The sequence below is a fragment of the Klebsiella spallanzanii genome, assembly GCF_902158555.1.
GTDB lineage: Bacteria > Pseudomonadota > Gammaproteobacteria > Enterobacterales > Enterobacteriaceae > Klebsiella > Klebsiella spallanzanii.
In genome coordinates this window covers 17,632-43,536 of sequence record NZ_CABGGS010000010.1, presented here as the reverse complement: position 1 = coordinate 43,536, position 25,905 = coordinate 17,632, and the positions used below count along the sequence as shown (strand labels likewise).

Genomic DNA, 25,905 nt, shown 5'->3' with positions numbered 1-25,905 from the left:
GTTTTTTGCTAAAATATGCGCCCTTCATAACATTATTTACGCTTCTCCTCTGCGGATTATTTGCATAAAAATGCATGTTTATGCATAATGATGTTGTTTTTACCACCATAATTGGGTGACTTATGCGAAGTTCGGCAAAACAAGAAGAACTGGTTAAAGCGTTTAAAGCGCTGCTTAAAGAAGAAAAATTCAGCTCTCAAGGTGAAATCGTACAGGCGCTACAAGAGGAAGGCTTCGATAATATCAATCAATCGAAAGTCTCGCGTATGCTTACCAAATTTGGCGCGGTACGTACGCGCAACGCCAAGATGGAAATGGTTTACTGCCTGCCTGCCGAGCTTGGCGTCCCAACGACCTCCAGCCCGCTAAAAAATCTGGTGCTGGATATCGACTATAACGATTCGGTCGTGGTCATCCGTACCAGCCCAGGCGCTGCGCAGCTGATCGCCCGGCTTCTTGACTCTCTTGGTAAAGCTGAAGGTATCCTTGGCAGTATTGCGGGTGACGATACCATCTTTACTACCCCGGCCAGAGGTTTTACCGTTAAAGAACTGCACGACGCCATTCTTGTCCTGTTCGAACAGGAACTCTGATGTCCTCCCCTCTGGTTCACACCGGAGGGTTCCCCTTCAAAAAATTATCATTTCTTTAACATTTCGTGTGCTTTTTCACTTCTATACATTCCTTTACCTAATGAACCCGCGTTAAGCGCACAAAAGATCAAATCTTCCTATCCTTATGATTTTATTCGCTATAAAAAACTAACATGGCGAAAGAATGACATTTCTAATACTTATACGTTATAAAAACGACGTTTCTTTGTAATTATTTACAAGAACAACAATTAGCACGGTATTAATATTTTCAGTGATTAGTGTATACTTGATTTTGTGATGAGGGTCACGAAACAAAGACCCCCAACAATAAGATTCGACGAGGTGAACATCATGAAAATCAAAACCACTGTAGCAGCATTAAGCATCCTTTCCGTTCTGTCTTTTGGCGCCTTCGCCGCTGACTCAATCAACAGCGAACAGGCTCAAGGCCGTCAGGCAATCGGCACCGTTTCCGTCGGCGCGGTAAGTTCTTCCCCGATGGATATGCACGAAATGCTGAACAAGAAAGCTCAAGAAGAAGGTGCTTCTTCTTATCGCATTATTGAAGCTCGTACCGGTGACCACTGGCACGCAACAGCTGAACTGTATAAATAAGATTTAACAATTGTCGGTTATTAACTGAAACAGAATCTCTCCAGCGGCCCAGGTTCATCACAACCTCCCGCCGCTGCAAAATATTAAGGTTGGAGAAAAGATTATGAAAAGCGCAATTATCATCGCATCCCTGGGTCTGGCTTCCGTTCTTTCCTTCGGCGCTAACGCCGCCGTTAATCAAGTGAACGCTGAACAGGCACAAAATCTGCAGTCCATGGGTACCGTTTCCGTTTCCCAGGTCGGCAGCGCCCCGATGGACATGCGTCAAGAACTGGCGGCTAAAGCTGAAAAAGAAGGCGCCAGCAGCTACCGTATTATTGAAGCCCGTACCGGCGATAACTGGCACGCAACGGCTGAGTTGTACAAATAAACCCTCGTCGTCTTATCCGACGACTTGCCCCCGCCCTGTCGGGGGCTTTTTTTTATCACTATCGCATATTAAAACGCAGCTCCCCTTCCAGCTCCTCTTCTGCTTCATCAAATAACAGAATTAACGCACCAAAGCGCCGCCGCTGATTATCGCTTAAATGAATAAACTCAATCTCCAGCGGTAGGGGCAACTGTCCGCAGGTCACCGCTTCCCACAGCGAATCAAGGTTGTTTACTTTCTCACGCTCTAAAGCAAAGGTATGTGAGAACTCACGATAAAAATCCTGCTGCTCAGCTATTTCGTCAAAATCAAAGGTATGGGTAGTCATTGCCCGCATCCTGTCCACACCTGCAACTCTTCATCGCCCGGTATCCCAGCGTGTCGTTCCACTCTGGTGGCGGAATTCTTAGTCTGAGGGTAAGTATAGCGATAAAAAAACCGACGCTTTACGCGTCGGTTCCGGCTGCTAGCTGTTGATTAGCACATGCTGGTATTTATGCAACACATCCACCAGCCTTCGCACTGGCTCCGTTACCTGCGCAGAGGCTTCCCAGAGCTGTAATTTTTCCTGGTAGATATCCAGTTCATCAAGCAGGCGAGCAAAATAGTAGCGACGCTTATCATCGCTGCTGGCGGAAATAACCCGATCCGCTGTACGACGCAGCTGCCGGTGAAACGCGGACAGGTCGTCATTTATTGGTACAGGCGCATCGCGCAAACGCTGATGTGCAATAATCAGGGTTAGCGCCAGACGAAAACGGGCGATATCGCCAGGGAATTTGTTCAGCAACAAAAAGAGCTGACGATACAGGGCTGGTAAATGGTTCTCTTTGCGCCGCGCCGTATTCGTGGTCAGCGATGATACCGCCGCCGAGACAAACTGGTTGAGCAATACGCGGCCGGTGCGAGCCTGCGAATTATCGCGGACCAGTAAGATCACCATCAGCGCAAGGAAGCATCCCACTATCTGCCCTAAGGCGCTATCAAGGAACTGGTTGAATTCAAACTTCATGGGGTTATCGAGCACCAGAATATTGATAGTGCTGGCCAACGCCCCCAGCGAACCCAGGCGTCTTTTCTGTACCTCAATACCAATAAAAAAGGCCATTGCCGCAAGGCTGATGCACAACAGCAGCATACTTTGCTGAGTCGCTGGCATAATCACGAGGAAAAATAATGCCCCCAACGGTAAAGCCGCCAACGTGCCGTAAAGGAAATCAATGGCCACCATTCGCGGGTTAGGCAGGCGCATCGCCAGCGAGGTGACAACTGCAATCATGACCATCGCCCCGCTGCCTGAAGTCCAGCCGGTCCACAGCCAGAACAGCGTACCGAGGATACAGGAGATAGACGTGCGCCAGAAGTTGACCATCGCGTGGTGGCGCTCTGCCGATTCCACCTTTACCACCACTTCCCCTTGCAGTACTTCCTCTTCAATACGGCTGATTTTGGTATTGCCAACCACCCCCCGTTTTAAAAGCAAATAGCGCGTCGCAGCACCAACCCAGCTGTAGACCGTTACCGGCGTATTATGCTCCCCTTTCCAGGTCAGAAAGCGACGCATACGCTTGAGCTGCCGATGAACGTCCTGAACGGTCTCAACCGGCTCAGCAAACAGCTCCCGATAGTCATCGGTAACCATCTCTGGCCGCGTATTCTGAATTAAATAGGTTTCACAGGCTTGGGTAATTAAGGTCAGAGAGAGGGTGTTGATAGCTTTCAGCCGCTGATTCACTTTTGCCCAGCGCGAGGACTCCATGATCAGGTTGCTACGCATACCTTCCAGCCCATTGGTACGGCGAACCAATGCGCTCCAGGCTTTATCAACTTCTTCTTTATCGCCATGCGCTACGCAAAGCTGCATCAGGCGATATTGATCGATCAACAAATTATCCAGCTCAAGGTCGATCTCTTTTTTTATCGAGCGCGGTGAAAACAGCAGGTCGGCCACGATGGCGCTGACGATACCAACAACAATCTCGCTACAGCGTTCAACAGCAAACTGCGGCGCCAGCATCGGCTCTTCATGGATAGTGATAATAATGATAAGCGCGGTATAGCCCGCCAGGCCCCAGGCATAGGAGTTCTCAACCCGCACCAGCGAGGAGATCCAGGTGCAGAACCCCGCCCACAGGCAGCAGACCAGCACCATCAGCAGCGGAGCGCGGATCATCACGATGATAATCGCCAGTGCGGCAATGCAGCCGATAAAGGTCCCGACAATACGCAGCATCCCGCGATAGCGGATGGCTCCGGAGTAAGGTTCCCCTCCGGCGGCAAACGCCGGACCGGCAGCAACGATTGCCGCGGTAAGCACCGCCCAGCGCGGGGTTTCCAGTTGGAAGTGAAAACCGACGAATAACGCCAGCACCACCGCAGATGCTAACTTAACGGCAAAGCGGAGATGCCGGAGTTCGATGGTGAAGATCCCCATGGCGATTAACCGAACTCACGCAGGCGCATCGCCAGTTTCTGGAAGAAACTTATCCGACTGGTATCGCGATCTTCTTTACCGGTAATCACTACCGTCGCGGTCGTCCCCGCAGGCCACAGGTTGCCCTGCTGCTGGTCAAGGCGGATGCGCACCGGTACCCGCTGCGCCAGGCGCACCCATTCAAGGTTGGAATCAATAGAAGCCAGCCCTTTTGCATCGCTGCTGCTGCTGGCGTTGGTCACACCGGCGGCGATACTGTCGACGGTACCTTTAATGGTTTGCCCGCTTCCTAACGGGGTGATTTCCGCGCGGAAACCGGGGCGCACGCCTTCAAGCTTGGTCTCTTCAAGATAGGCCATAACATAGAAGGTATTCTGCTTCACCAGCGCAACGGCGGTAGAACCGCGGGTGATAAACTCGCCGCTGTAAACGTTCAGGTTGGTCACCCAGCCATCAGCCGGCGCGCGAATCTCCGTACGTTCGAGGTCCAGCTTCGCCAGATCGCGACTCGCCGTTGCTTTTGCCAGCTGATGTTCAACGGTTTGCAAAACGTTATTCGCCTGATCGATCTCTTCCCGGGACATCGCCTGAACGCCAAGGCGGTTACGACGACCAGCCTCAACGCGTTTTTCTTGTGCCAGGGTCTGATAGTAGGAGACATCAGCTTCCGCTTCAGCTAATGCTTTTTGGTAACGGGGTTGGTCAATGACGAACAAAACCTGGTCTTTCTTAACCAGTTGGTTATCCTTAATATTCACCTGCGAAATTAGCCCGGAGACATCGGGAGCGATGGCCACGATATCCGCACTAAAGCGCGCATCGCGCGTCCAGGGCGAAGCGGTGTAATAGACCCATGCGCGAAAAATCGCCATAAATGCCAGGATAACCAGTATCACAGTGATTGCGGTACGGAGGATATTTCTTGTTAGTGTTTTCACATCTACCTCAAACGAACAAACGCGATATCAGATAAAACAGGCAGCAATATAGCGCGGTATTAAACAGTGCCGGGTGCCAGACAAAATCATAGATGCCGGTCGGAACCAGCAGGCGATGCACCAGCCAGAAGATGGCTAGCGACAATAGCAACTCAAAGAAGATCGGCGGAAACGACAAGCCGAAAATCACAATGACAGGAAACAGACTCATGATGACCTTGGTAAGAAGCGTACAGGTGGTATGCGCGATGCGTTTATTATGCAGCTAACAATATAGTAACGTAACAATTGCCGTCTTATCTATATTGTGTGATCTAAATCACTTTTAAGCCAGAGTGAATAATGGAACGACTAAAACGCATGTCCGTTTTCGCCAGAGTGGTTGAACTAGGTTCATTTACCGCCGCGGCTCGCCAGCTCCAGATGAGCGTTTCCTCCATCAGCCAGACGGTAGCCAAACTGGAAGATGAACTGCAGGTAAAGCTGCTTAATCGTAGTACTCGTAGCCTTGGCTTAACAGAAGCAGGAAAAATATATTATCAAGGCTGTCGACGGATGCTGTTCGAAGTCCAGGATGTTCACGAACAGCTCTACGCATTTAACAATACGCCCATAGGTACGCTGCGCATCGGCTGTTCTTCAACTATGGCACAGAATGTCCTGGCTCGCATAACCGCCGAAATGCTCAAAGAGCATCCTGGATTATCAATAAATCTGGTCACCGGCATTCCCGCACCGGACCTGATTGCGGACGGTCTGGACGTGGTTATTCGCGTGGGCGCACTGCAGGACTCCAGCCTCTTTTCCCGTCGCCTGGGTTCAATGCCGATGGTGCTTTGCGCGGCGAAAAGCTACCTTCAGCATGCGGGGTGCCCGGAAAAACCAGGGGATCTCGCTAGCCACTCCTGGCTTGAATACAGCGTTCGCCCGGATAATGAGTTTGAAATTATCGCGCCGGAAGGGATCTCAACCAAGCTGATCCCTCAGGGACGTTTTGTTACCAACGATCCGATGACGCTGGTGCGCTGGCTGACGGCAGGCGTCGGCGTCGCTTACGTTCCGTTGATGTGGGCGATCGACGAGATCAACCGCGGCGAGCTGGAGATCCTGCTGCCGAGCTACCAGTCAGACCCGCGCCCGGTTTACGCGCTGTATACCGAGAAAGATAAGCTGCCCCTGAAGGTACAGGTATGCATTAATTATCTGACTGATTATTTTGTCGAAGTGGCAAAGATCTACCAGGGTATGCACGGGCGCGGGATGGCCCGTTAATTGATGTCCCGGCAGCGATGCTTCGCAGCCGGGAAGAGAGAGAGTGTATCAGGCGGTACCGCCAACGGTAAGGTTATCGACTTTGAGCGTTGGCTGACCGACGCCAACCGGCACACTCTGCCCCTCTTTACCGCAAACGCCAACGCCGCTGTCCAGCTTCAGGTCGTTCCCCACCATCGAAATCTGCTGCATCGCTTCGATCCCGGAGCCAATAAGCGTCGCGCCTTTTACCGCTTTCGTCACTTTTCCTTTTTCAATCAGGTAGGCTTCAGAGGTAGAGAAAACAAACTTACCGGAGGTGATATCCACCTGGCCGCCGCCGAAGTTCGGCGCATAGATACCGTAATCAACCGATTCGATAATCTCCTGCGGCGTGGATTTCCCCGCCAGCATGTAGGTGTTGGTCATTCGCGGCATAGGCAGATGCGCGTAGGATTCACGACGACCGTTGCCGGTGGGCGCCACGCCCATCAACCTGGCGTTAAGCTTATCCTGCATGTAGCCCTTCAGGATGCCGTTTTCGATCAATACGTTGTACTGGCCAGGCGTGCCTTCATCATCAATCGCGACAGAGCCGCGACGGTCGGCAATGGTGCCATCATCCACGACGGTGCACAGCTCAGAGGCAACCAGTTCACCCATATGACCGCTGAATACAGAAGTCCCGCGACGGTTGAAGTCGCCTTCCAGACCGTGGCCCACGGCTTCATGCAGCAGTACGCCAGGCCAGCCTGCGCCCAGCACAACCGGCAGCATTCCGGCAGGCGCGGCGACGGCGGTCAGATTAACCAACGCCATACGTACCGCTTCTCTCGCCCAAACATCGGCGCGCACTTCACCATCCTGAGGGGCGAGGAAATAGTCATAACCAAAGCGCCCGCCGCCGCCGCTGGCACCGCGCTCGCGTTTGCCGTTTTCTTCCACCAGCACGCTAACTGAAAGACGAACCAGCGGGCGAACGTCAGCCGCCAGCGTACCGTCGGTGGCGGCGACCAAAATTAATTCATAGACACCGGTCAGACTGGCGGAAACTTCCTGCACCCGCTTGTCGGCAGCACGGGCGGTTTTATCAACCCGACGCAGGATATCCAGCTTCTCTTCCCGGCTCATGCTTTGCAGCGGGTCGATGCTGGTATAGAGAGAGCTATGCTCCACCGCGCCAAGGGTATGAACTTTACCATCACCGTGGTCACGCACGATAGTGCGAGCCGCCTGCGCGCTCTGTTCCAGCGCCAGTCGGCTTATCTGATCAGCATAGGCAAAACCGGTTTTTTCTCCGCTTACCGCACGAACGCCAACGCCCTGGTCGATATTGTACGAACCATCTTTAATGATGCTGTCTTCCAGAACCCAGGACTCGTGATAGCTCGACTGAAAATAGAGATCGCCGTAATCCAGACGGCGCTCGGCCAGTTGGCCAAGAATGGCAAACAGGTCCTGATGATTCAGGCCGTTTGCTGACAGTAATTGTTCACTTACCAGGTTCAGACTCATCGTTATGCTACTCGTTTGTTGCCGCCTCTCAGGCGGAAATAGATACCCTAAATAGTTCAAGTTGCAGGAAGGCGGCAAGCAAGAGAATCCCCAAGAGCATAGATAACTATGTGACTGGGATGAACGAGCGTAGCCAACGCATCTGCGGCTTGAAATATAACGGGTATAGAACGCTATCTATTGAGAGTGCGATAATTACGCACAATCGTCAAATCATTGCTTTTTGTCGCTCCGCGCCTGGCGCAGCACTTCATTAATTTGCGGCTGATCGATAGGACCGGTAATGCGATAGCGCAAAATAGAGACCTTGTTCCACAGCGGCCCGAGCACCTTGCTGGCGGCAAAGACCGCGGCGCCAATAATCGGGTTAACGGCAAAGGCTGCGGCTACGCCTACGGTTGCAGAAATCTCCGGGGCGACCACGGCCTGCATATCCAGCCGGCGGCGGACGAGATCTACCGACCCTTTCATCGCGATATCCGCTTCCAGACCATCAACCAGCGTATCATCGGTATTCAGCACGCCATCTTTAATCCACGCCGTGCTGCGAATTGAATCGAAGTAGAAACCTTCACTGAACGTATCGCTAAAGTCGAAGCGCAGTTTGCGCAACAGCGCATCAACGCTCAGTAAGCGCAGGAGCTGACCGGCATGGCCGGTGCTCAAGTCGGTAAACTCGCCTTTTCCAAGATGACTTTTAAGGATCCCATTAAGCGAAGCAACGTCCGGCTGCCACGGCGGCGCGCGCCAGTGCAGGTCATAATCGATATCAAACGACGAACCTTTTACTGGCGTGGATACGCCAAAGAAGTTCACAAAGTCATCGGTTTTATTACCGTGCAGCTTACCTTTCAATGAGGTCCGTACGCCGCTCGGGGCGCTAACCCACACGCCATCGGTCGTCAGACGACCAAAACCGGTATCCACCAACCCGTTCGCCAGCGTCAGGGTATCGCCGCTAATATTGAAGTCCCCTTCGATGCGACCATATTTTTGCCCCCACAACCAGCACTCCGCGCAGCGCAACTGCAGATCCGGCCAACCGTGGAAATCAATTTTGGTGTCAGCCAACGGGCCACTGGTTGTAGCCGTCTCGCTGCTCTTCACTGAAGTTGGGTTGTAGTAGAGATAGCGAATTGCCGCCAGCCACGGAGCATTTTTGCGCATCGTCAGGGTCGCATTAATTTCACGCCCCTGGGCTTCAATCTTCGTCCCACCGGCATCGGGCCGGGAGACAAGACTGACGTTATTCCAGCTCTGACCCGCCATCGTCAGCGCTGGCGTACGCAGCGTAACCTGCTCCGGGAACACCATATTACTGCTGACATCATTTGCCGCACCGCCCTGTAACAGCGCCAGCCACTGCGCGCCATCCATCGGCGGCATATTCAATTCAACGCCTGACTGTTCGGGAAGAGGTGAAACGGCTTTACTGTCGGAGGTCAAAATAGCGCGGTCCAGCGTCAGCTTATGCCCCAGCAGCCAACGACTATTAATATGATTTTTCGCGCCAATGGAGCCGGTCAGGTTAAAGCTGCTTAGCCCACCATCAACGTTGATTTTTACCGGCAAAGGTTCTCCGGCCGACTTATCGACCGGCGCAGGTAAGTGACTGCTTACATTCTTCAGATCGCCGTTGATATCCACTTTGTAGTTTGCGCTACCGCGATACGGTAGCTCGATCGCGACTTTACCGTCCCAGGGCACGCTGCCGCTCAGGGCGCTATCCAGCGCTTTCGGCAACAAGCCTGTACGCGCAGGCTGCCAGTTAGCGTTCATCCCGACGTTCACCAGGAACGCTTTTTCGCCTTCAGTGGTTGAAAAATCAATATTCAGCGGCTGGTTGAACCAGGTTGCGCTCATCGGTTCGCTCTTCAGGTCACCGTTGACAAAGCTGAACTTGCCGGTCAGGTTCTGCAATGTGGTATCAATGGGCTTAATAAACAGATTATTGTTCTTGAGCTGGACATCACCTTTTGCGGTGGTCATCTCGCCGTTCAGCGGAATATCAAGATGTAAGCGAGCGCTCACATTCCCGTCCAGTTGAAGCTCATCCAGCGCCGCGCCCAGAGTTTCCTTCAGCGGCGTCTCCTCAAAGTAAGGACCAACCTCTTTACCCGGGCCATTAACATCGGCATCAATCAGCAACTTTTCACGCGAATAGTCGGGAATAACCGCATCCAGGTTGCTGGCAGCCACTTTACCCAGCATGACCTTATCGGCCTTCATCCATAAGCCGTCATTGATAAAGTTAAGGTCGATATTCAACCCTGTCAGCGCTGGCCAGTCAGGCTGAAAAGCAAAGGTGGCGTTTTTTAGCGGCACCGAAACCTGGAACTGACCTTCGTTATGTTTATACGGAAACAGGTGTGGATTACCGCCATACGCCAGCGTCGCATCGGTGGCCTGGCCGCCTTTAATTGCCCCGCTAAGGTAATCCACCAGCTCTTTACCCATCAAATTTTCCGGGAAGTAGCGCCATGCCTGACCGCCATCGTTGGTACTGATACCGGCCAGAATACCCAGCCAGGGTTCGTCGCCCTGCGGCTGTAGATAGCGGAACCCGCCGCGGGCGCGAACGCCGGTAGCCTGCACATCGATATCACGACCATCGAGCATAAAGCCTTTATCATTCTTCACCCAGCTAAGGGTCGCATCACCTTTGGCAATTTCCAGCGGCGCGCGAAAGACCGTTTCATAAGGCATTTTCGCCTGCGTCATGCTGGCATGCAGCGTGCCGTTTTCAACGCTCCCGGCAACGCTGCCGGAGAAATGCTCCGCGCCCGGCAGCAGCTTCCATTGCTTCCACGACATCTCGCTCCAGTCTGCCTGGAAGCGCGTTTTTTCCGCCATTTGTAGCGGAATATCCAGCGCCAGAAGGTTGATCTTGCCGCTCGGCTGCGTCGTACGCCAGATTTCACCCAGCGAAGGGGCCAGCTTGTCCGCCATCGGCTGCAGCCCGGTCAGGCCGCTCAGGTTAAGATTACTGGCGCGAATACGCAGCTCATCGCTGCGTTGGCTATTTTTTCCACCGACATCCTGAGCCGGGATCCACGCCATCGACAACGCGCCGCGTGGCCAAGGTTTATCATCCATGGAGATGCGTGTGTCCGGGATGCGAAAGCCCCAGCTCTGATTATCGCGATAGATGTGCGCCGTCAGATTATCCACCGACAGATGATGCTTATCTTTATCGCCCTGCCAGCTGGCGCCGCCTTTTTTCAGCCATATATCGCCGCTGGCGATATCGCCTTTGTCGATAGTCATCCAGCCTTCAAGGCTAAACCGTGCGCTCTGCAGGGCGATGTTGTCCTGCATCCAGCGCCCAAGCCACGGCTTGACGTCGATGTCATCGGCCTGAAGCCAGACGCGGCCCTTATTGAGCAGGCCGTCTTCATCGCGCAGATCCATACGCACTTGCATCACACCATGCTGGCCAGTCAGACTGCTGAGGCTAAGCTGCCCCTCAGCGCGATGGCGGTTTTTCCCGTTCAGCCAGGTAAGCTGCGGGATTGCCAGCTCTGCGCGTTGGCCGGAAATCGTCAGAAAGCTCAGATGGCTATCGCGGAGGATAAAGTGATCGAACTGGCGGAGAAAAAGATCGCTGATACGGTCGGTTTTCAGCCCTTCGCCGCCGTCATTAGTCTGAATAGGTGTATTGGTATGAACCTGAAGCTGCCAGAAAGTCAGGTCGCGAAACTGCCAGCGCATGTGCAGCAGGCTTTGCCACACATCAAGCGCAAGAGTCACGCGTTTAACGGAAAGCTCACCGCCATCATTCAGTCCGGCCTTAATATCGCGAACATCAAGCGTCGGGCCAAAAGTCTGCCAGCTGGCGGTAATTTGTGAGGCATCTACCGGTACGCCGGCAATCGCGGATACCTTTTCCAGCACCTGCGGACGCCAGTTGTTCAGTTGCGGCAGTACGAGACGCAAACCACTCACCAGCAGTGCGACGACAACAATCAATGTTGCCACGGTGAGCAGTAATATCCCGGGCAGTCGCCTCACGCATCTCTCCTTGTCAGCCTGTTACGCGTCATCCTTTTGCCTGCCTCTTGTCCCGGCACGAAAGCCTGGAAGCAAGCAAAGCGGATGATTACATCATTACTACATCAAACTGCTCTTGATTATAGAGCGGCTCAATTTGCACTTTGACCTGTTTGCCGACAAAGATTTCGACTTCCGCCAGCGCGTGTGACTCTTCACCTTTCAGCGTTTCCGCCACCGCAGGAGAAGCATAGACCAGGAACCGATCGGAATCGTAGGCATGGTGCACGCGCACGATCTCGCGCATGATTTCATAACACACCGTTTCTACCGTTTTCACCGTACCGCGGCCGTGGCAGGTCGGGCACTCATTGCACAGCACATGCTCCACGCTTTCACGGGTGCGCTTGCGGGTCATCTCCACCAGACCAAGCTGGGAGAAACCATTAATACTGGTTTTTACCCGGTCTTTGCTGAGCGCCTGCTCAAGGGAATGCAGCACTCGTCGACGGTGATCTTCATTATTCATATCAATAAAATCAATGATAATGATCCCGCCGAGATTACGCAGCCGCAGCTGGCGGGCAATCGCCTGAGTCGCCTCTATATTGGTATTAAAGATAGTATCGTCAAGATTGCGGTGACCAACAAATGCACCGGTATTGATATCAACGGTGGTCATCGCCTCCGTTTGATCGATAATCAGATAACCGCCTGATTTCAATTCAACCTTACGCTCCAGCGCCCGCTGAATTTCATTTTCGACATCAAAGAGATCGAAGATCGGCTGGCGGCCGCTGTAGTGCTCCAGCTTGTTGGTCATCTCCGGTATATATTCGGCGGTAAATTCGAGCAGCGATTCGTAGGTCAAACGGGAGTCGACGCGGATGCGGTCAAGCTGCGCATCGGCGAAATCACGCAGCACGCGCTGCGCCAGCGCCAGTTCACCGTACATCTGATAGCGTGTCTGCTGGCGCTTTTTGCGCTCCATCACTTTAGTCCAGACGCGCTTGAGATAGGCAGCATCTGCGGCCATCTCCTGCTCGTGTACGCCTTCAGCAGCGGTACGGATGATGAATCCACCCTGCTCATCGCAGTATTCAGATACCACTTTTTTCAGGCGCTCTCGTTCCGCCTCGCTTTCAATACGCTGAGAGACGCCAACATGCGAAGCGCCAGGCATAAAGACCAGATAGCGGGAAGGAATGGTGATGTCGGTAGTCAGACGAGCGCCTTTGGTACCAAGAGGGTCTTTCACCACCTGTACCATGAGATCCTGCCCCTGACGCACCAGTTCGGAAATATCGCGGACGGTGAACTGTTTTTGCTCCTCGCCAGCCACGCATTCGGTATGCGGCATAATATCGGAAGCGTGCAGAAATGCGGCCTTATCCAGACCAATATCTACAAAAGCCGCCTGCATTCCCGGCAGCACACGACTGACACGACCTTTGTAGATATTGCCTACGATTCCGCGTCGCGCTTCACGCTCAATATGAATTTCCTGAAGAATACCGCCATCAATGTACGCGACGCGCGTTTCTGATGGCGTTACGTTAACTAATAATTCAGCTGTCATCTTTATCCCTTTTCTTCACGCAGTGAGTTAAAGTTACTCAGCAACTCATACGTTTCCACCAGCGGTAAGCCAACTACGGCGTGATAGCTGCCATTTATCTTCCTGACGAAACAGCCACCCAGCCCCTGAATACCGTATGCGCCTGCTTTATCTAAAGGTTCGCCGCTGGCAACATAGTCGGCGATATCCTGCCCTGAGAGTACACGGAAGGTCACTTCCGTCACCACCAGGCAATCCAGCGTCTGCTGCCTGTCGGCCAACGCGACGGCGGTCATAACCTGATGCGTTTTCCCGGAAAGCATACGCAGCATCTCTGCAGCGTGTGCGGCATCACGCGGCTTTTCCAGCACTTCACCGTTGAGGATGACAATGGTATCCGCCCCTAAAACAGGGAGGTCAAGCGGTGCCAGAGCCACGCCAGCCTGCGCTTTCTCACGCGCCAGTCGGGCAACATACTGCTGGGCGCTCTCCTGCGGTTGGCGTTGTTCCTCAATACCGGGAACCACACGTTCAAAAGAGAGCCCAAGCTGGGTCAGTAGTTCCTGCCGACGCGGGGAACCAGAAGCAAGATACAGAGTCGTCATATCAACCTTATTGCACCGCAAACTGCTGGCGCACTTTACGCATCAGCAGGAAGATCCATGGCCAGAGCACACCGTTTACTACACTACTCCAGAACACTTCTGGACGGAAAGAGACGTTGATCACTAAAAACTCTGCCCAGAAAACAATGATATCCACGGCGAGGGATAACATGACCACCACCAGCGCCTGTTGCCAGAGCGCCAGATTGCGGAACAGTTGATATTTCAGCGCAACCAGATAAGCCACGATACTTAATGATAGTGCGCGAACGCCGAGCGTCGAACCGCTGATAAGATCGAGAATTGCGCCCATCACAAAGCCCGTGCCGACGTTAACCCGGTGAGGTAGCGCGAGGATCCAGTACAACAGGATAAGTAATACCCAATTTGGCCGGTAAACGCTAATGTCCGCCGGCCAGGGCATAATCTGTAGCAATAGTGCGATAAGAAACGAGAGCCAGATAACCCAGCGTCCCTGGCTACGGTAACTTGCCACTATTGCCCCCCTGCAGGCAGAGGTTGCTGAGGCATACCGGTTGCCGGTGCCGGCATCTGCGGCCCCATCGCATCCGGAGCAGGCAGAACCTGCGGCATCATCTGCATCAAGCGCTCATTCGCCACGCGATGAACCTCTTCCGGCGTCATCGGATTCGCGCCGTTGCGATCGGCTCCCCACAGCAGCAGCAGATAACGTAAACGCTGAAGACCGGCAGTCGGACGCGCCTGAATCACCGTATACGCGCGCTGCGTATCCAGCTTCACGGACGAGACCACGCCAACCGGATACCCTTCAGGGAAGCGGCCGCCAAGACCCGAAGTCACCAGGACATCGCCTACGCGAATATCGGTATTGGCCGGCAAATGCTCCAGCTGCAGATCGTCAGTACAACCATTACCGGCAGCAATCACGCGAATATCGTTACGCAGTACCTGAATCGGCAACGCGTGCGTTGCATCGCAAATTAGCAGCACGCGGCTGGTCAGTTTCGCGACCGCGACCACTTGACCGACAACGCCCTTATCGCTGATGACCGGCTGGCCTTCATAAACGCCGTTAACGCTGCCTTTATCGATAACAACCTGATCGCTGTAGGGATCGTTAACCGTTGAGATGACCTGAGTCACCATTTTTTGCTCGTCCTGACGCAGCGGAGAGCCCAGCAGCTCGCGCAGACGCGCGTTCTCCTGTTTGTATTGCCCCAGCATCAGTAAGTCGCTGTTCTTCAGCAACAGCTCCTGACGCAGCGCGCGGTTTTCCAGTTCAAGCTGGTCGCGGGTGGCCAGCGTTTGCGAGACGCTATCAAGCAGTTCCCGGGGACCATTAGAGACAAAGTAGAAAGGGCTGACGGCAGTATCCATGTACGTTCGAATTTGACTGAACGTACCCAGGCGGCTATCGGCGATTATCACGCCAAGCGCCACCAAAACCGCCAGAATAAGGCGAATCTGTAGCGACGGGCCACGGCTAAAAATTGGCTTCATAGGCTATGCGTATTCTCGTGTCAGTTAAGACCGGGGCAGCCGTAAATCAGCCACCCTGATCTCAGGCTGACTACTCTTCGCTGAACAAGTCGCCGCCGTGCATATCGATCATTTCCAGTGCCTTACCGCCGCCACGAGCGACGCAGGTCAGTGGATCTTCTGCAACTACGACAGGAATTCCTGTCTCTTCCATTAACAGACGGTCGAGGTTGCGCAGCAGAGCGCCACCGCCGGTCAGAACCATACCGCGTTCGGAGATATCGGAAGCCAGTTCCGGCGGACACTGTTCCAGGGCAACCATCACCGCGCTAACGATACCGGTCAACGGTTCCTGCAGCGCTTCGAGGATTTCGTTTGAATTCAGAGTAAAGCCGCGTGGTACGCCTTCCGCCAGGTTACGGCCGCGAACTTCGATTTCGCGAACTTCATCACCCGGATAAGCAGAGCCAATTTCGTGCTTGATACGTTCTGCGGTGGCTTCGCCGATCAGGGAGCCATAGTTACGGCGCACATAATTAATCACGGCTTCGTCAAAACGGTCGCCGCCGATACGTACGGAAGAGGAGTAAACCACACCGTTCAGGGAGATAACCGCGACTTCAGTGGTACCGCCGCCGATATCTACAACCATAGAACCGGTTGCTTCAGAGACCGGCAGGCCTGCGCCAATCGCAGCAGCCATCGGTTCTTCAATCAGGAAAACTTCACGAGCGCCTGCGCCCTGCGCGGATTCGCGAATAGCGCGACGCTCAACCTGAGTCGCGCCAACCGGTACGCAGACCAGCACGCGCGGGCTCGGACGCATAAAGCTATTACTGTGCACTTGCTTAATAAAGTGCTGGAGCATTTTTTCGGTAACGAAGAAGTCGGCGATAACGCCGTCTTTCATTGGGCGAATAGCTGCTATGTTGCCCGGTGTACGCCCAAGCATCTGCTTCGCTTCATGACCAACAGCGGCGACGCTTTTCGGCGATCCGGCACGATCCTGACGAATGGCCACAACGGAAGGCTCATTCAATACGATGCCTTGTCCTTTTACATAAATCAGGGTATTCGCGGTACCCAGGTCAATGGACAGGTCATTGGAAAACATGCCACGAAATTTTTTTAACATACTAAGGGATAATCCTGAAAGCTGGGGCGGAAAACAAAATCCGCTTACTTTACCAACCACGCGCAGCAGCGACAAGGCGCAAAAATCATCTGCTGCGGTGAAAATTAGTGCAGTTCGTTACCTTTGTTACAAATTTGACTGAGTCCGTCCGATGCCGATATCTTCAGCAGCGCTCCGCGCTTGAATCTGCAACCTGTCAAAGGTCATTCACTGGCATTTACATTGCGACAATCCGGCAGGTAGACAAGCACACCCCCATCACTATGGCGCGCATTATTCTACGTGAAATCACGCCAAACGGCAGATCAAACAGAGTATCTTTGCGAATATTTTTTCACATTTGTGTCAAGTGGTTGTGAGGCGGCAAAAAATTCCCCCTGACCACCGGTGACACCGCATTGGGACAGTACCTGCCACTCGCTCCGGCTGAGTACGCCAGTCGCGAAAACCTGAATCGGCATTCCTTTACAGGCTTCTACCAGACTCTGGACCAATAGCTGATTCTCACTGCGTTTTTCTATATTTCGTGATAACCCCGAATGCAGCTTAATCACTTCAACGTCAAGTTGCTTAATCCAGCTGGTTCCAACCAGCGTCAGACCCGCCTGAACAACAGCAACCCGAATACCTAAAGCATTAATCAACCGCATAACAGGCTGCAGGCGGCCGATATATTGACAAACATCCGCCTCCGCAAGTTCAAAAATAATACGCCGACGTTGCGATTTTTCGCATTGCATCAAAGTATCGCGCAGCCAACGCTGGAATCGGGGGCGGATCAACGACTCAACGGTGATCTGTAGCGCAAGGTTTTCTTCTGGCCAGAAGCCTAAAAACGGCATCAGCCGGGTTATTTGCAACCGGTCATACTCTTCCGCTAAGCCGAACTGCAACACCATCGGCATATATTCCGCCGCAATCACCTCTTCCTTACCATCATAGAGACGGCACATTAGCTCACGATGGTGCACGCGACCATCACGGGTAACGGCAGGTTTCTGGTAGAGTCGCGGCCCGCCGCGGCTTAGCATTTGCTCGATAAGCGTACGCCAGCGAACGTTTCCGCGCCCTTTCTCCGGCAGAGAATCATCATAGACAGCCCAGCTATTGCTGCCCTGTAATACTGCATTACGCGTCGCCGCTTCCGCATGCTCCATGACCTGAGCCGCCGTTTGCCCACTGCGGAATGCACAGATCCCGATATGCATCATATCGTCACGATCGAGAATTCGCGTCGGCGGCAGGGCATCCATGGCTTTCAATAGCAATCCGGCAATGCTGTCAGCCTCTTTTAACGTGCGATGAGGAAGCAGGACGGCAAAATCGCTACGGTGATAGCGGGCCAGCAGCGCGCCGGGGTAGCGCATAATAAAGGTGGAAAGCATGTTGATCAGCGTAAAGTAATGCTCTTCGGTCGCGGCACGTCCCCAGTTATCTCGCAGCAGATCGAAGTCCGGCAAGCGGATCATCATGACGATGCCATACGACCCTACCTTTTCCTGATCTTCGAGCAGCGTCGTCAGCTGATTATCAAAGAACAGTCGGTTACTCAGTCCGGTTTTTGAATCTTGCGCAACATAAGAACGAATCAGCGTATCCATACGGCTGCGCTGATCGCTGGCAAACTGGAGTTCTGATAGCAGCATATCCAGCGCGCTGCTGGTATTGGTTGGCCATTCGTGTACCGAACCGCGCACCTGCGGTCCGCGTTCGCCGTTAAGAATACGCACGGCCCGCAGTTCCAGTAACTCCTGGCCTGCGAGCTGGCGGCGGATCCAGCGCACCGAAAAAAAGATAATCAGCACCATAAAACCGATGGCTATCGACAGCGGTGCGGTGACATGTAATGAACGGAAGTAATTCGCCATCGGATCCAGATAAACCAGATGAATGGTCATACCGGGATGTTTAAGCGATGGGACAGTGATATTACGGAACTGATTACTGCTGCCTAAGGGGCGATAGTTATCGGTACGCGAATGGCTGTACGCCGATTTACCATTAAGCTGGAAATCGACACGTACCACTTCGACCGGCGTCATCAGCTCATCCATCTGCGGTTCAAGCTGATCAAAAGACATGGAGACCAGCCGGTTATCCAGCATCGTCGCCACCGCCTGAACGCGGTTGGTCATTTTTAGCTGAATACCATTATAAAAACTCAGCGAAGCGCCAATCAGCGTGACAAAAATAGTCAGGCTGGTAAGTAGCGTGACAAAGGCTGAGAATTTCGTCGTTAATCGCATCCCTGTGTTAACTCCGCGTGTGAATGACGACCCGATAAACATCCGGGCTCCTGTGCTGGCGCCTAAGCTAAAGTAAGCACTAACTTGCTAAAGAGCGACGCATACTACCAAAGCTGGCGTATCTGGCAATTTATTGCGTTACATCGGTGTAATAATGCCGTTAGCGAGTATAGTCTGCAGAAAAAATTTTCCAATCATCCAACCTATGAGGACCGGCGCATGCAGGCTTTAATCTTAGAACAGCAGGATGGCAAAACTCTCTCTTCGGTGCAAACCATTGACGCCAGCCAGCTGCCGCAGGGCGATGTGACAGTGGATATCCAATGGTCGAGTCTCAACTATAAAGATGCGTTGGCTATCACTGGTAAAGGAAAAATCATCCGTAACTTTCCGATGATTCCTGGCATCGACTTTGCTGGTTCCGTGCACAGCAGCGAAGATCCGCGTTTCCATGCGGGCCAGCAGGTGCTGTTGACCGGCTGGGGCGTTGGCGAAAACCACTGGGGTGGTCTGGCAGAGCGCGCTCGCGTCAAAGGCGACTGGCTGGTTGCAATGCCTCAAGGCCTGGATGGGCGTAAAGCAATGGCTATTGGTACCGCGGGCTTCACCGCTATGCTGTGCGTAATGGCGCTGGAAGACGCGGGGGTTCGTCCTGAAGATGGCGAAATCGTGGTCACCGGGGCCAGCGGCGGCGTTGGCAGCACCGCAGTCGCGCTGCTGCATCATCTGGGATACAAGGTGGCAGCGGTTTCCGGGCGCGAAAGTACCCATGAATATCTGAAAAGTCTTGGCGCTCAACGCATCCTTAGCCGCGATGAGTTCGCCGAAACCCGTCCGCTGGAAAAGCAGCTTTGGGCCGGTGCCGTTGATACCGTCGGCGATAAAGTGCTGGCAAAAGTGCTGGCGCAGATGAACTACGGCGGCTGCGTCGCGGCCTGCGGCCTGGCGGGCGGTTTTGCTCTGCCAACGACCGTGATGCCGTTTATTCTGCGTAACGTGCGCCTGCAGGGCGTTGATTCGGTGATGACTCCCCCCGCCCGCCGCGCTGAAGCATGGCAGCGGCTGGTTCGCGATCTACCGGAATCTTTCTATGCGCAAAGCGCAACCGAAATTACCCTCGCCGAGGCCCCTGAGTTTGCCAATAAAATTATGGCTAACCAGATCCAGGGCCGCACGCTGGTGAAGATCGCCTAATCTGCAATTTTTCGTGACATATTCGCGATAACTCTCCGCCTCCGTCATGCTTAGAAAAATGCATGACGGAGGATGCCATGAAACCCAAAAAACTGACGGAAGCCGACGTAACGGCAGAATCCGTTTTTATGCTGCAACGTCGCCAGGTCCTGAAAATGCTAGGCATCAGCGCGACCGCCCTGTCCCTTTCACCCTCTGCGCAAGCTGACCTGCTGAATTGGTTTAAAGGCAACGACCGCCCACCGGCGCCTGCGGGTAAAGCGCTGACTTTCGACAAACCAATGCAGTGGCAAAACAATCTGACGCTGACGCCGGAAGATAAGGTCTCCGGCTACAACAACTTTTATGAGTTTGGCCTGGATAAAGCCGACCCGGCGGCGAATGCCGGTAGCCTGGTCACTGACCCCTGGACGCTGACGATCGGCGGCGAAGTGGCAAAACCGCTGACGCTCGATCATGACGACCTGACCAGCAGATTCCCTCTGGAAGAACGAATTTACCGAATGCGCTGCGTAGAGGCCTGGTCGATGGTCGTTCCGTGGGTCGGATTCCCGCTGCATAAATTACTGTCACTGGTCGAACCCACCAGCAACGCACGCTATGTCGCATTCAAAACGCTTTATGCCCCAGAGCAAATGCCCGGTCAAAAGGACCGTTTTATCGGCGGTGGCCTGGCGTATCCTTATGTTGAAGGATTGCGGCTCGATGAAGCCATGCACCCTCTAACTCTGCTTACCGTAGGCGTGTACGGTAAGGCGCTGCCCCCGCAAAACGGCGCGCCGGTTCGGCTTACCGTTCCATGGAAGTACGGTTTTAAAGGGATTAAGTCCATCGTCAGCATCGAGTTGACCCGCGAGCGTCCCCCGACGACCTGGAACCTTGCCGGACCCGATGAGTATGGTTTCTACGCTAACGTTAATCCGCACGTCGATCACCCTCGCTGGTCGCAGGCCACCGAGCGTTTTATCGGCTCAGGCGGCGTACTGGATGTCAAACGCCAGCCGACGCTGCTATTCAACGGCTATGCTGATGAAGTGGCATCGCTCTATCGGGGCCTGAATTTGCGGGAGAATTACTAGTGCGCCTGAACGTAAAGCAGATAACCTGGCTGAAAGTGCTTCTCAATCTGGCTGGTTTTTTGCCTTTTATCTGGCTATTTTGGGCCGGACATCAGGGGTATTTCAGCGCCGATCCGGCAAAGGATATCCAACACTTTACCGGTAGGATGGCTCTGAAATTCCTGCTGGCGACCTTGCTGGTCTCGCCGCTGGCGCGCTACGCTAAACAGCCGTTATTGATTCGTACCCGACGCTTATTAGGTCTATGGTGCTTTGCCTGGGCGACTCTGCATCTGACCAGCTATACGCTACTCGAGCTCGGAATCAATAATCTGGCGTTATTGGGCACGGAAGTACTCACCCGGCCTTATCTGACGCTGGGTTTAATAAGCTGGTTGATTCTGCTGACGCTGGCGGTGACGTCAACACAAGCCATGCAGCGAAAATTGGGCCGCTGTTGGCAAACATTGCATAATTTCGTCTATGTTGTCGCGATCCTCGCTCCGATTCACTACCTGTGGTCGGTGAAGATTTTATCCCCGCAGCCGATAATCTATGCACTGCTGGCGGTCCTAGTTTTAGCATGGCGATACAAGAAGTTCCGCCAGTGGTGGCGCTAATTTCGGATGTGTGCAGTTTCCCGCAGATCTTTTATCAACCGCGACTCTTTACACGATAGCGGTTGATAATCTTCCCTGATAAGACCAGTATTTAGCTGCCAAATGCTACGAAATAGTTATAATGTGCGACTTTGGTTTTCCTGACGGGCTTTTTGAGTCCCGAAAAGGTGACAATCGCGCATCGAAGGTATATTTTGTTTTTTACCCGAGAATGGCAGAAGATGGCCGCATGATGGCTGATAAGTTCCGCATTTTGCTACTAGACTATCGGAGCTTACATGTCGACCTCAAAAGAGACGCGGCGTCTTGTTCGTAGCAGTAGTTCATATGCTTTACAGACGGTGCTAACACGCCTGTCACAATCACACTAAACAAAGAGTACGGAACCCACTCATGGATATTCGTAAGATAAAAAAACTGATCGAGCTGGTTGAAGAATCAGGCATCTCCGAACTGGAAATTTCTGAAGGCGAAGAATCTGTACGTATCAGTCGTTCTGCGCCAAATGCAGGTTTCCCGGTGATGCAACAGGCTTACTCTGCACCAATGATGCAGCAGCAGCCAGCTCTGTCTAACGCTGTCGCTCCGGCGGCAACTCCAGCAATGGAAGCCCCTGCGGCAGCGGAAATCAGTGGTCACATCGTACGTTCCCCAATGGTTGGTACTTTCTACCGCACCCCGAGCCCGGACGCGAAAGCATTCATCGAAATCGGTCAGAAAGTTAACGCGGGCGATACCCTGTGCATCGTTGAAGCCATGAAAATGATGAACCAGATCGAAGCCGATAAATCCGGCGTGGTGAAAGCCATTCTGGTCGAAAGTGGTCAACCGGTAGAATTTGACGAGCCACTGGTCGTCATCGAATAACGAGGCGAACATGCTGGATAAAATTGTTATCGCCAACCGTGGCGAGATTGCATTGCGTATCCTGCGTGCCTGTAAAGAATTAGGCATCAAGACCGTTGCTGTGCACTCAACGGCGGATCGCGATTTAAAACACGTATTGTTAGCGGATGAGACGGTCTGTATCGGCCCGGCTCCGTCCGTAAAAAGCTATCTGAATATCCCGGCGATTATCAGCGCTGCTGAGATCACTGGCGCGGTAGCTATTCACCCAGGCTATGGTTTCCTGTCCGAAAACGCCAACTTCGCTGAACAGGTTGAGCGCTCCGGCTTTATCTTTATCGGCCCGAAAGCTGACACAATCCGCCTGATGGGCGATAAAGTGTCCGCTATCACCGCAATGAAAAAAGCAGGCGTTCCGACCGTTCCGGGTTCTGACGGCCCGCTGGGCGAAGATATGGACGTTAACCGCGCCCATGCGAAACGCATCGGTTATCCGGTGATTATCAAAGCCTCCGGCGGCGGCGGCGGTCGCGGTATGCGCGTTGTGCGCAGCGACGCCGAGCTGGCGCAATCCATCTCCATGACCAAAGCGGAAGCGAAAGCGGCTTTCAACAACGACATGGTTTATATGGAGAAGTACCTGGAGAATCCTCGTCACATTGAGATCCAGGTACTGGCTGACGGCCAGGGCAACGCTATTTATCTGGCGGAACGCGACTGCTCTATGCAGCGTCGTCACCAGAAAGTCGTAGAAGAAGCGCCGGCACCAGGCATTACGCCGGAACTGCGTCGCTATATCGGCGAACGTTGCTCCAAAGCGTGTGTTGATATCGGCTATCGCGGCGCGGGTACTTTTGAGTTCCTGTTCGAAAACGGCGAGTTCTATTTCATTGAAATGAACACCCGTATTCAGGTTGAACACCCGGTAACCGAAATGATCACCGGTGTTGACCTGATCAAAGAGCAGCTGCGTATCGCTGCGGGCCAACCGCTGTCTATCAAGCAAGAAGAAGTGGCGGTTAAAGGCCATGCGGTGGAATGCCGTATCAATGCCGAAGATCCGAACACCTTCCTGCCGAGCCCGGGTAAAATTACCCGCTTCCACGCGCCGGGCGGGTTTGGCGTACGCTGGGAGTCTCATATCTACGCAGGCTACACGGTACCTCCGTACTATGACTCAATGATCGGCAAGCTTATCTGCTACGGTGAAAACCGTGATGTGGCCATCGCGCGTATGAAAAATGCGCTGCAGGAACTGATTATCGACGGTATCAAAACCAACGTCGATTTGCAGATCCGCATCATGAACGACGAGCACTTCCAGCATGGTGGTACCAACATCCACTATCTGGAGAAAAAGCTCGGGTTGCAGGAGAAGTAATGCTTTCGTCCGTCAACGTAACGACGGACGCAATCAACGACAAGGGAGGCCAAAACCTCCCTTTTTTACATTCAATATCTAGCTATAGTCGGCAATTTCCGCCCTTAATGCCGCAATCTCCGCTTCACCTTCGACGATCCCCAGCTCAAAGCAATATCGTTTGGTCTCACCCGCCTGGATAAACGGCAAACGGCCCGCCTCACGTTCCGTACTGCGCCCATCAGGAAAACTATTGCTTACCTCCAGCCCCATCACGTATTCACCTGCTCCCAGATTTTTCCACTGAATGAAGTTCGGCAGCACCTGAGTATCGAATTTCTCATAGACCCCCCAGCCGAGCTGATGGTTAATGAGCGCAACTTTACTCATCCCTTTGCTATCGCCGTTCAGCGTCAGATAGTAAACCTGCTCCTCAAAGCCGGGCTGCGGTGCGTTAATCACCAAATGTTCCGCCAGCCCTTCCGCCGCACGGGAATTACGCGGAGTAACGCTTTTAGCCGATAAAATAATTTCCGCCTCCGGCGAAAGCAGCGGCCAGCCGTAGTTAAAGTGGTAAAGAATTTGCAGCGGCTGGGCGGTAAAGCCGTTATTAGTGACCTTATCCTCGATAAACAGCGTATTGCTACCATAAGCGCAGCGGATCGTTCTTTCCAGCGTCAGATTTTCCCCGAATAACCGACTTTCATGGACTTTACCGGTAATAATAAATTCCATGCTGTTAACCGTCTGCTCCGTGCGATAGCCCACCTCTTCGGCTGGCGTAGCAGCGATGCGGCCATGCAGACCTAGCGCTTCGCCTTCATCTTCGCAGGGCGTGCCGATGTAGCTCAGTCCACAGGTGGTTAAGAGCCCGGCATAAAAGCTGCGTAAAAAACCGTTGCCCTGAGCGTCAAAAAAGGTTGGTGCCACCATGCCATTGGCGGTGATGAAAGAGAGCGCAGTGCCTTTGTAGCTGGCCCACGCAATATCCAACGCCCGGTCTTTCACTACCGTAAAATCCAGCCCCGCGCCGGTTCGGACGTCAAAAGCTTCCGTTCCCTTCGCCTTACCGCTACATAGTTCGTAATGTTTAATCCCCGCCACCTGAGAAAGATGACCAATCCACGGGCGAATGTCGTTGGCATTTTTCATCAACAGCCTTCCTGTACCATCGCGTGGTGGTGGTTAATAAAATCGGTAATCTCCGCAAACATCGACGTTCCCTCCATGGGGCCGCGGCGAGTTACCGCCAGCGCTCCGCAGGCGTTCGCATATTGCAGAGCCTGCCGCACATCGTAACCCAGCTGACGACAGGCAATATATGCGCCGCCGAAGCAATCTCCTGCGCCGGTAGGGTCAATTTCCTCTACCGGATAACTGTCGACATGAAACTGCTCTGTTGCGGACCAGAAACTCGCGCCCTTGCTGCCGCGTTTGACGATCACTTCCTTCACGCCGTCCTCAAGGAACCCTGCAATCGCTCTCTCCGGGGTTGAATGCGGCGATAACAGCAGCACCTCACCTTCACTGGGCATATAAATATCCGTCAGCTCTAATACAAAATGCAAAGCATCACGCATTTCTGGAATATCGAGCATCTCTTTACGAATATTCGGGTCGAAAGAGATTGTGCCACCATTCTCTTTGACCAGCATCACCGCTTTCTTTACGGCATTAACCATATGAAACGAAAAGAGCGAGGACCCCATAATATGAAAATGCGTGCAGTCCTGAAGCAGTGCATTATCAACATGGCTGGCCGATAGTTTCCCACAGGCGGCATTTTTAATATTAAATATAAAGTCCCGATCGCCAGACTCATGATAGGTGACAAAAGCGCTACCGGTCGTTTCCAGCGGTAGCACGGAAATTCCCCGAATATCCACACCGTCCGCTGCCAGGCGGTTGATATTAATATCGCCAAAACCATCTTTCCCTACGCAGCTAATAATTCCACACGGAACGCCGAAGCGCGTAACCTGGTCGATGAAAATAGCCGGTGCGCCGCTGGGATATGGGCCATTCCAGACGCCGGTTTGATCAAACTGCTGGCCTTTCTGGTCTGCCATGATTTCAACCAGAATTTCTCCAATGGTAAATACTTTACTCATAC

General features: G+C 53.2%; 23 protein-coding genes. 9 read left to right on the top strand and 14 right to left on the bottom strand.

Going from position 1 to position 25,905, the window contains the following annotated elements; all coding sequences use genetic code 11:
• Window positions 1-122 precede the first annotated feature (122 nt).
• The 3 genes from argR (at window position 123) to yhcN-B (ending at window position 1,581) form a co-directional block, all read left to right on the top strand.
• Complete coding sequence (gene argR / locus FN082_RS10920) at window positions 123-593, top strand: transcriptional regulator ArgR (RefSeq protein WP_139540726.1); 471 nt, start codon at window positions 123-125, stop codon at window positions 591-593.
• A gap of 354 nt (window positions 594-947) precedes the next feature.
• Entirely contained in the window at window positions 948-1,211 is a 264-nt protein-coding gene (gene yhcN / locus FN082_RS10915) for a peroxide/acid stress response protein YhcN (protein ID WP_004106226.1), read from the top strand.
• A 103-nt stretch (window positions 1,212-1,314) separates the two neighbouring features.
• Window positions 1,315-1,581: a DUF1471 family stress response protein YhcN-B gene (gene yhcN-B, locus FN082_RS10910; RefSeq protein WP_004106229.1), complete on the top strand. Its 267-nt coding sequence runs from the start codon at window positions 1,315-1,317 to the stop codon at window positions 1,579-1,581.
• Window positions 1,582-1,639: 58 nt separating this feature from the next.
• On the opposite strand, the gene FN082_RS10905 is transcribed toward yhcN-B, so the two are convergent.
• The 4 genes from FN082_RS10905 to aaeX form a co-directional block, all read right to left on the bottom strand.
• Window positions 1,640-1,909 carry a barstar family protein gene (locus tag FN082_RS10905; protein WP_142981555.1) on the bottom strand — a complete coding sequence of 90 codons (270 nt, stop codon included), beginning with the start codon at window positions 1,907-1,909 and terminating at the stop codon, window positions 1,640-1,642.
• Window positions 1,910-2,047: 138 nt separating this feature from the next.
• Window positions 2,048-4,015 (bottom strand): p-hydroxybenzoic acid efflux pump subunit AaeB, encoded by a 1,968-nt coding sequence (gene aaeB, locus FN082_RS10900; RefSeq protein ID WP_139540728.1) that lies wholly within the window; start codon window positions 4,013-4,015, stop codon window positions 2,048-2,050.
• Window positions 4,016-4,020: 5 nt separating this feature from the next.
• Complete coding sequence (aaeA, locus tag FN082_RS10895) at window positions 4,021-4,953, bottom strand: p-hydroxybenzoic acid efflux pump subunit AaeA (RefSeq protein ID WP_139540729.1); 933 nt, start codon at window positions 4,951-4,953, stop codon at window positions 4,021-4,023.
• Window positions 4,954-4,960: 7 nt separating this feature from the next.
• Window positions 4,961-5,164, bottom strand: a complete 204-nt coding sequence (gene aaeX, locus FN082_RS10890) for a p-hydroxybenzoic acid efflux pump operon protein AaeX (RefSeq protein WP_002918640.1) — start codon at window positions 5,162-5,164, stop codon at window positions 4,961-4,963.
• 131 nt (window positions 5,165-5,295) lie between these two features.
• Here aaeX and aaeR point away from each other — a divergent pair, with 131 nt between their 5' ends.
• Window positions 5,296-6,225: an HTH-type transcriptional activator AaeR gene (gene aaeR / locus FN082_RS10885; protein WP_139540730.1), complete on the top strand. Its 930-nt coding sequence runs from the start codon at window positions 5,296-5,298 to the stop codon at window positions 6,223-6,225.
• A gap of 48 nt (window positions 6,226-6,273) precedes the next feature.
• On the opposite strand, the gene tldD is transcribed toward aaeR, so the two are convergent.
• The 8 genes from tldD to csrD all read right to left on the bottom strand — a co-directional run bounded on the left by tldD (window position 6,274) and on the right by csrD (window position 18,714).
• Window positions 6,274-7,719, bottom strand: coding sequence for a metalloprotease TldD (gene tldD, locus FN082_RS10880; RefSeq protein WP_139540731.1), 1,446 nt, complete (start codon window positions 7,717-7,719; stop codon window positions 6,274-6,276).
• Between the two features lie 213 nt (window positions 7,720-7,932).
• Window positions 7,933-11,730: an AsmA2 domain-containing protein YhdP gene (yhdP, locus tag FN082_RS10875; protein WP_142981554.1), complete on the bottom strand. Its 3,798-nt coding sequence runs from the start codon at window positions 11,728-11,730 to the stop codon at window positions 7,933-7,935.
• Between the two features lie 88 nt (window positions 11,731-11,818).
• A complete protein-coding gene (gene rng, locus FN082_RS10870; RefSeq protein WP_142466262.1) occupies window positions 11,819-13,288 on the bottom strand; it encodes a ribonuclease G in 1,470 nt (489 codons plus the stop codon).
• A gap of 2 nt (window positions 13,289-13,290) precedes the next feature.
• The gene (locus FN082_RS10865; protein WP_139540734.1) at window positions 13,291-13,872 is read right to left on the bottom strand and encodes a Maf family protein; all 582 of its coding nucleotides are present in this window, start codon (window positions 13,870-13,872) and stop codon (window positions 13,291-13,293) included.
• A 7-nt stretch (window positions 13,873-13,879) separates the two neighbouring features.
• Window positions 13,880-14,368: a rod shape-determining protein MreD gene (gene mreD, locus FN082_RS10860; RefSeq protein ID WP_004139709.1), complete on the bottom strand. Its 489-nt coding sequence runs from the start codon at window positions 14,366-14,368 to the stop codon at window positions 13,880-13,882.
• Window positions 14,368-15,354 carry a rod shape-determining protein MreC gene (mreC, locus tag FN082_RS10855; protein WP_004106252.1) on the bottom strand — a complete coding sequence of 329 codons (987 nt, stop codon included), beginning with the start codon at window positions 15,352-15,354 and terminating at the stop codon, window positions 14,368-14,370. Before mreC ends, mreD begins: the two co-directional genes overlap by 1 nt.
• A gap of 70 nt (window positions 15,355-15,424) precedes the next feature.
• Entirely contained in the window at window positions 15,425-16,468 is a 1,044-nt protein-coding gene (gene mreB / locus FN082_RS10850) for a rod shape-determining protein MreB (protein ID WP_002918653.1), read from the bottom strand.
• Window positions 16,469-16,773: 305 nt separating this feature from the next.
• Window positions 16,774-18,714 carry an RNase E specificity factor CsrD gene (gene csrD / locus FN082_RS10845; protein ID WP_139540735.1) on the bottom strand — a complete coding sequence of 647 codons (1,941 nt, stop codon included), beginning with the start codon at window positions 18,712-18,714 and terminating at the stop codon, window positions 16,774-16,776.
• 219 nt (window positions 18,715-18,933) lie between these two features.
• Between csrD and acuI the strand changes: the two genes are divergently transcribed.
• The 5 genes from acuI (at window position 18,934) to accC (ending at window position 23,813) form a co-directional block, all read left to right on the top strand.
• Window positions 18,934-19,908, top strand: coding sequence for an acrylyl-CoA reductase (NADPH) (gene acuI, locus FN082_RS10840; RefSeq protein ID WP_139540736.1), 975 nt, complete (start codon window positions 18,934-18,936; stop codon window positions 19,906-19,908).
• A gap of 77 nt (window positions 19,909-19,985) precedes the next feature.
• The gene (gene msrP, locus FN082_RS10835; RefSeq protein ID WP_139540737.1) at window positions 19,986-20,987 is read left to right on the top strand and encodes a protein-methionine-sulfoxide reductase catalytic subunit MsrP; all 1,002 of its coding nucleotides are present in this window, start codon (window positions 19,986-19,988) and stop codon (window positions 20,985-20,987) included.
• Window positions 20,987-21,586 carry a protein-methionine-sulfoxide reductase heme-binding subunit MsrQ gene (gene msrQ, locus FN082_RS10830; protein ID WP_142981553.1) on the top strand — a complete coding sequence of 200 codons (600 nt, stop codon included), beginning with the start codon at window positions 20,987-20,989 and terminating at the stop codon, window positions 21,584-21,586. Before msrP ends, msrQ begins: the two co-directional genes overlap by 1 nt.
• A gap of 393 nt (window positions 21,587-21,979) precedes the next feature.
• Entirely contained in the window at window positions 21,980-22,453 is a 474-nt protein-coding gene (gene accB, locus FN082_RS10825; protein WP_142981552.1) for an acetyl-CoA carboxylase biotin carboxyl carrier protein, read from the top strand.
• A 10-nt stretch (window positions 22,454-22,463) separates the two neighbouring features.
• Window positions 22,464-23,813: an acetyl-CoA carboxylase biotin carboxylase subunit gene (gene accC, locus FN082_RS10820; RefSeq protein ID WP_139540740.1), complete on the top strand. Its 1,350-nt coding sequence runs from the start codon at window positions 22,464-22,466 to the stop codon at window positions 23,811-23,813.
• Window positions 23,814-23,891: 78 nt separating this feature from the next.
• On the opposite strand, the gene FN082_RS10815 is transcribed toward accC, so the two are convergent.
• Complete coding sequence (locus FN082_RS10815; RefSeq protein WP_139540741.1) at window positions 23,892-24,944, bottom strand: aldose 1-epimerase family protein; 1,053 nt, start codon at window positions 24,942-24,944, stop codon at window positions 23,892-23,894.
• Entirely contained in the window at window positions 24,944-25,903 is a 960-nt protein-coding gene (locus FN082_RS10810; RefSeq protein WP_139540742.1) for a sugar kinase, read from the bottom strand. The genes FN082_RS10815 and FN082_RS10810 overlap by 1 nt, the downstream gene beginning before the upstream one ends.
• Window positions 25,904-25,905: the final 2 nt, after the last annotated feature.

Excerpts from the sequence above, each read along its gene's own strand:
- argR (WP_139540726.1), top strand. The coding sequence starts at position 123 with ATGCGAAGTTCGGCAAAACAAGAAGAACTGGTTAAAGCGTTTAAAGCG.
- yhcN (WP_004106226.1), top strand. The coding sequence starts at position 948 with ATGAAAATCAAAACCACTGTAGCAGCATTAAGCATCCTTTCCGTTCTG.
- yhcN-B (WP_004106229.1), top strand. The coding sequence starts at position 1,315 with ATGAAAAGCGCAATTATCATCGCATCCCTGGGTCTGGCTTCCGTTCTT.
- FN082_RS10905 (WP_142981555.1), bottom strand. The coding sequence starts at position 1,909 with ATGACTACCCATACCTTTGATTTTGACGAAATAGCTGAGCAGCAGGAT.
- aaeB (WP_139540728.1), bottom strand. The coding sequence starts at position 4,015 with ATGGGGATCTTCACCATCGAACTCCGGCATCTCCGCTTTGCCGTTAAG.
- aaeX (WP_002918640.1), bottom strand. The coding sequence starts at position 5,164 with ATGAGTCTGTTTCCTGTCATTGTGATTTTCGGCTTGTCGTTTCCGCCG.
- aaeR (WP_139540730.1), top strand. The coding sequence starts at position 5,296 with ATGGAACGACTAAAACGCATGTCCGTTTTCGCCAGAGTGGTTGAACTA.
- tldD (WP_139540731.1), bottom strand. The coding sequence starts at position 7,719 with ATGAGTCTGAACCTGGTAAGTGAACAATTACTGTCAGCAAACGGCCTG.
- rng (WP_142466262.1), bottom strand. The coding sequence starts at position 13,288 with ATGACAGCTGAATTATTAGTTAACGTAACGCCATCAGAAACGCGCGTC.
- FN082_RS10865 (WP_139540734.1), bottom strand. The coding sequence starts at position 13,872 with ATGACGACTCTGTATCTTGCTTCTGGTTCCCCGCGTCGGCAGGAACTA.
- mreC (WP_004106252.1), bottom strand. The coding sequence starts at position 15,354 with ATGAAGCCAATTTTTAGCCGTGGCCCGTCGCTACAGATTCGCCTTATT.
- mreB (WP_002918653.1), bottom strand. The coding sequence starts at position 16,468 with ATGTTAAAAAAATTTCGTGGCATGTTTTCCAATGACCTGTCCATTGAC.
- csrD (WP_139540735.1), bottom strand. The coding sequence starts at position 18,714 with ATGCGATTAACGACGAAATTCTCAGCCTTTGTCACGCTACTTACCAGC.
- acuI (WP_139540736.1), top strand. The coding sequence starts at position 18,934 with ATGCAGGCTTTAATCTTAGAACAGCAGGATGGCAAAACTCTCTCTTCG.
- msrP (WP_139540737.1), top strand. The coding sequence starts at position 19,986 with ATGAAACCCAAAAAACTGACGGAAGCCGACGTAACGGCAGAATCCGTT.
- accB (WP_142981552.1), top strand. The coding sequence starts at position 21,980 with ATGGATATTCGTAAGATAAAAAAACTGATCGAGCTGGTTGAAGAATCA.
- accC (WP_139540740.1), top strand. The coding sequence starts at position 22,464 with ATGCTGGATAAAATTGTTATCGCCAACCGTGGCGAGATTGCATTGCGT.
- FN082_RS10815 (WP_139540741.1), bottom strand. The coding sequence starts at position 24,944 with ATGAAAAATGCCAACGACATTCGCCCGTGGATTGGTCATCTTTCTCAG.
- FN082_RS10810 (WP_139540742.1), bottom strand. The coding sequence starts at position 25,903 with ATGAGTAAAGTATTTACCATTGGAGAAATTCTGGTTGAAATCATGGCA.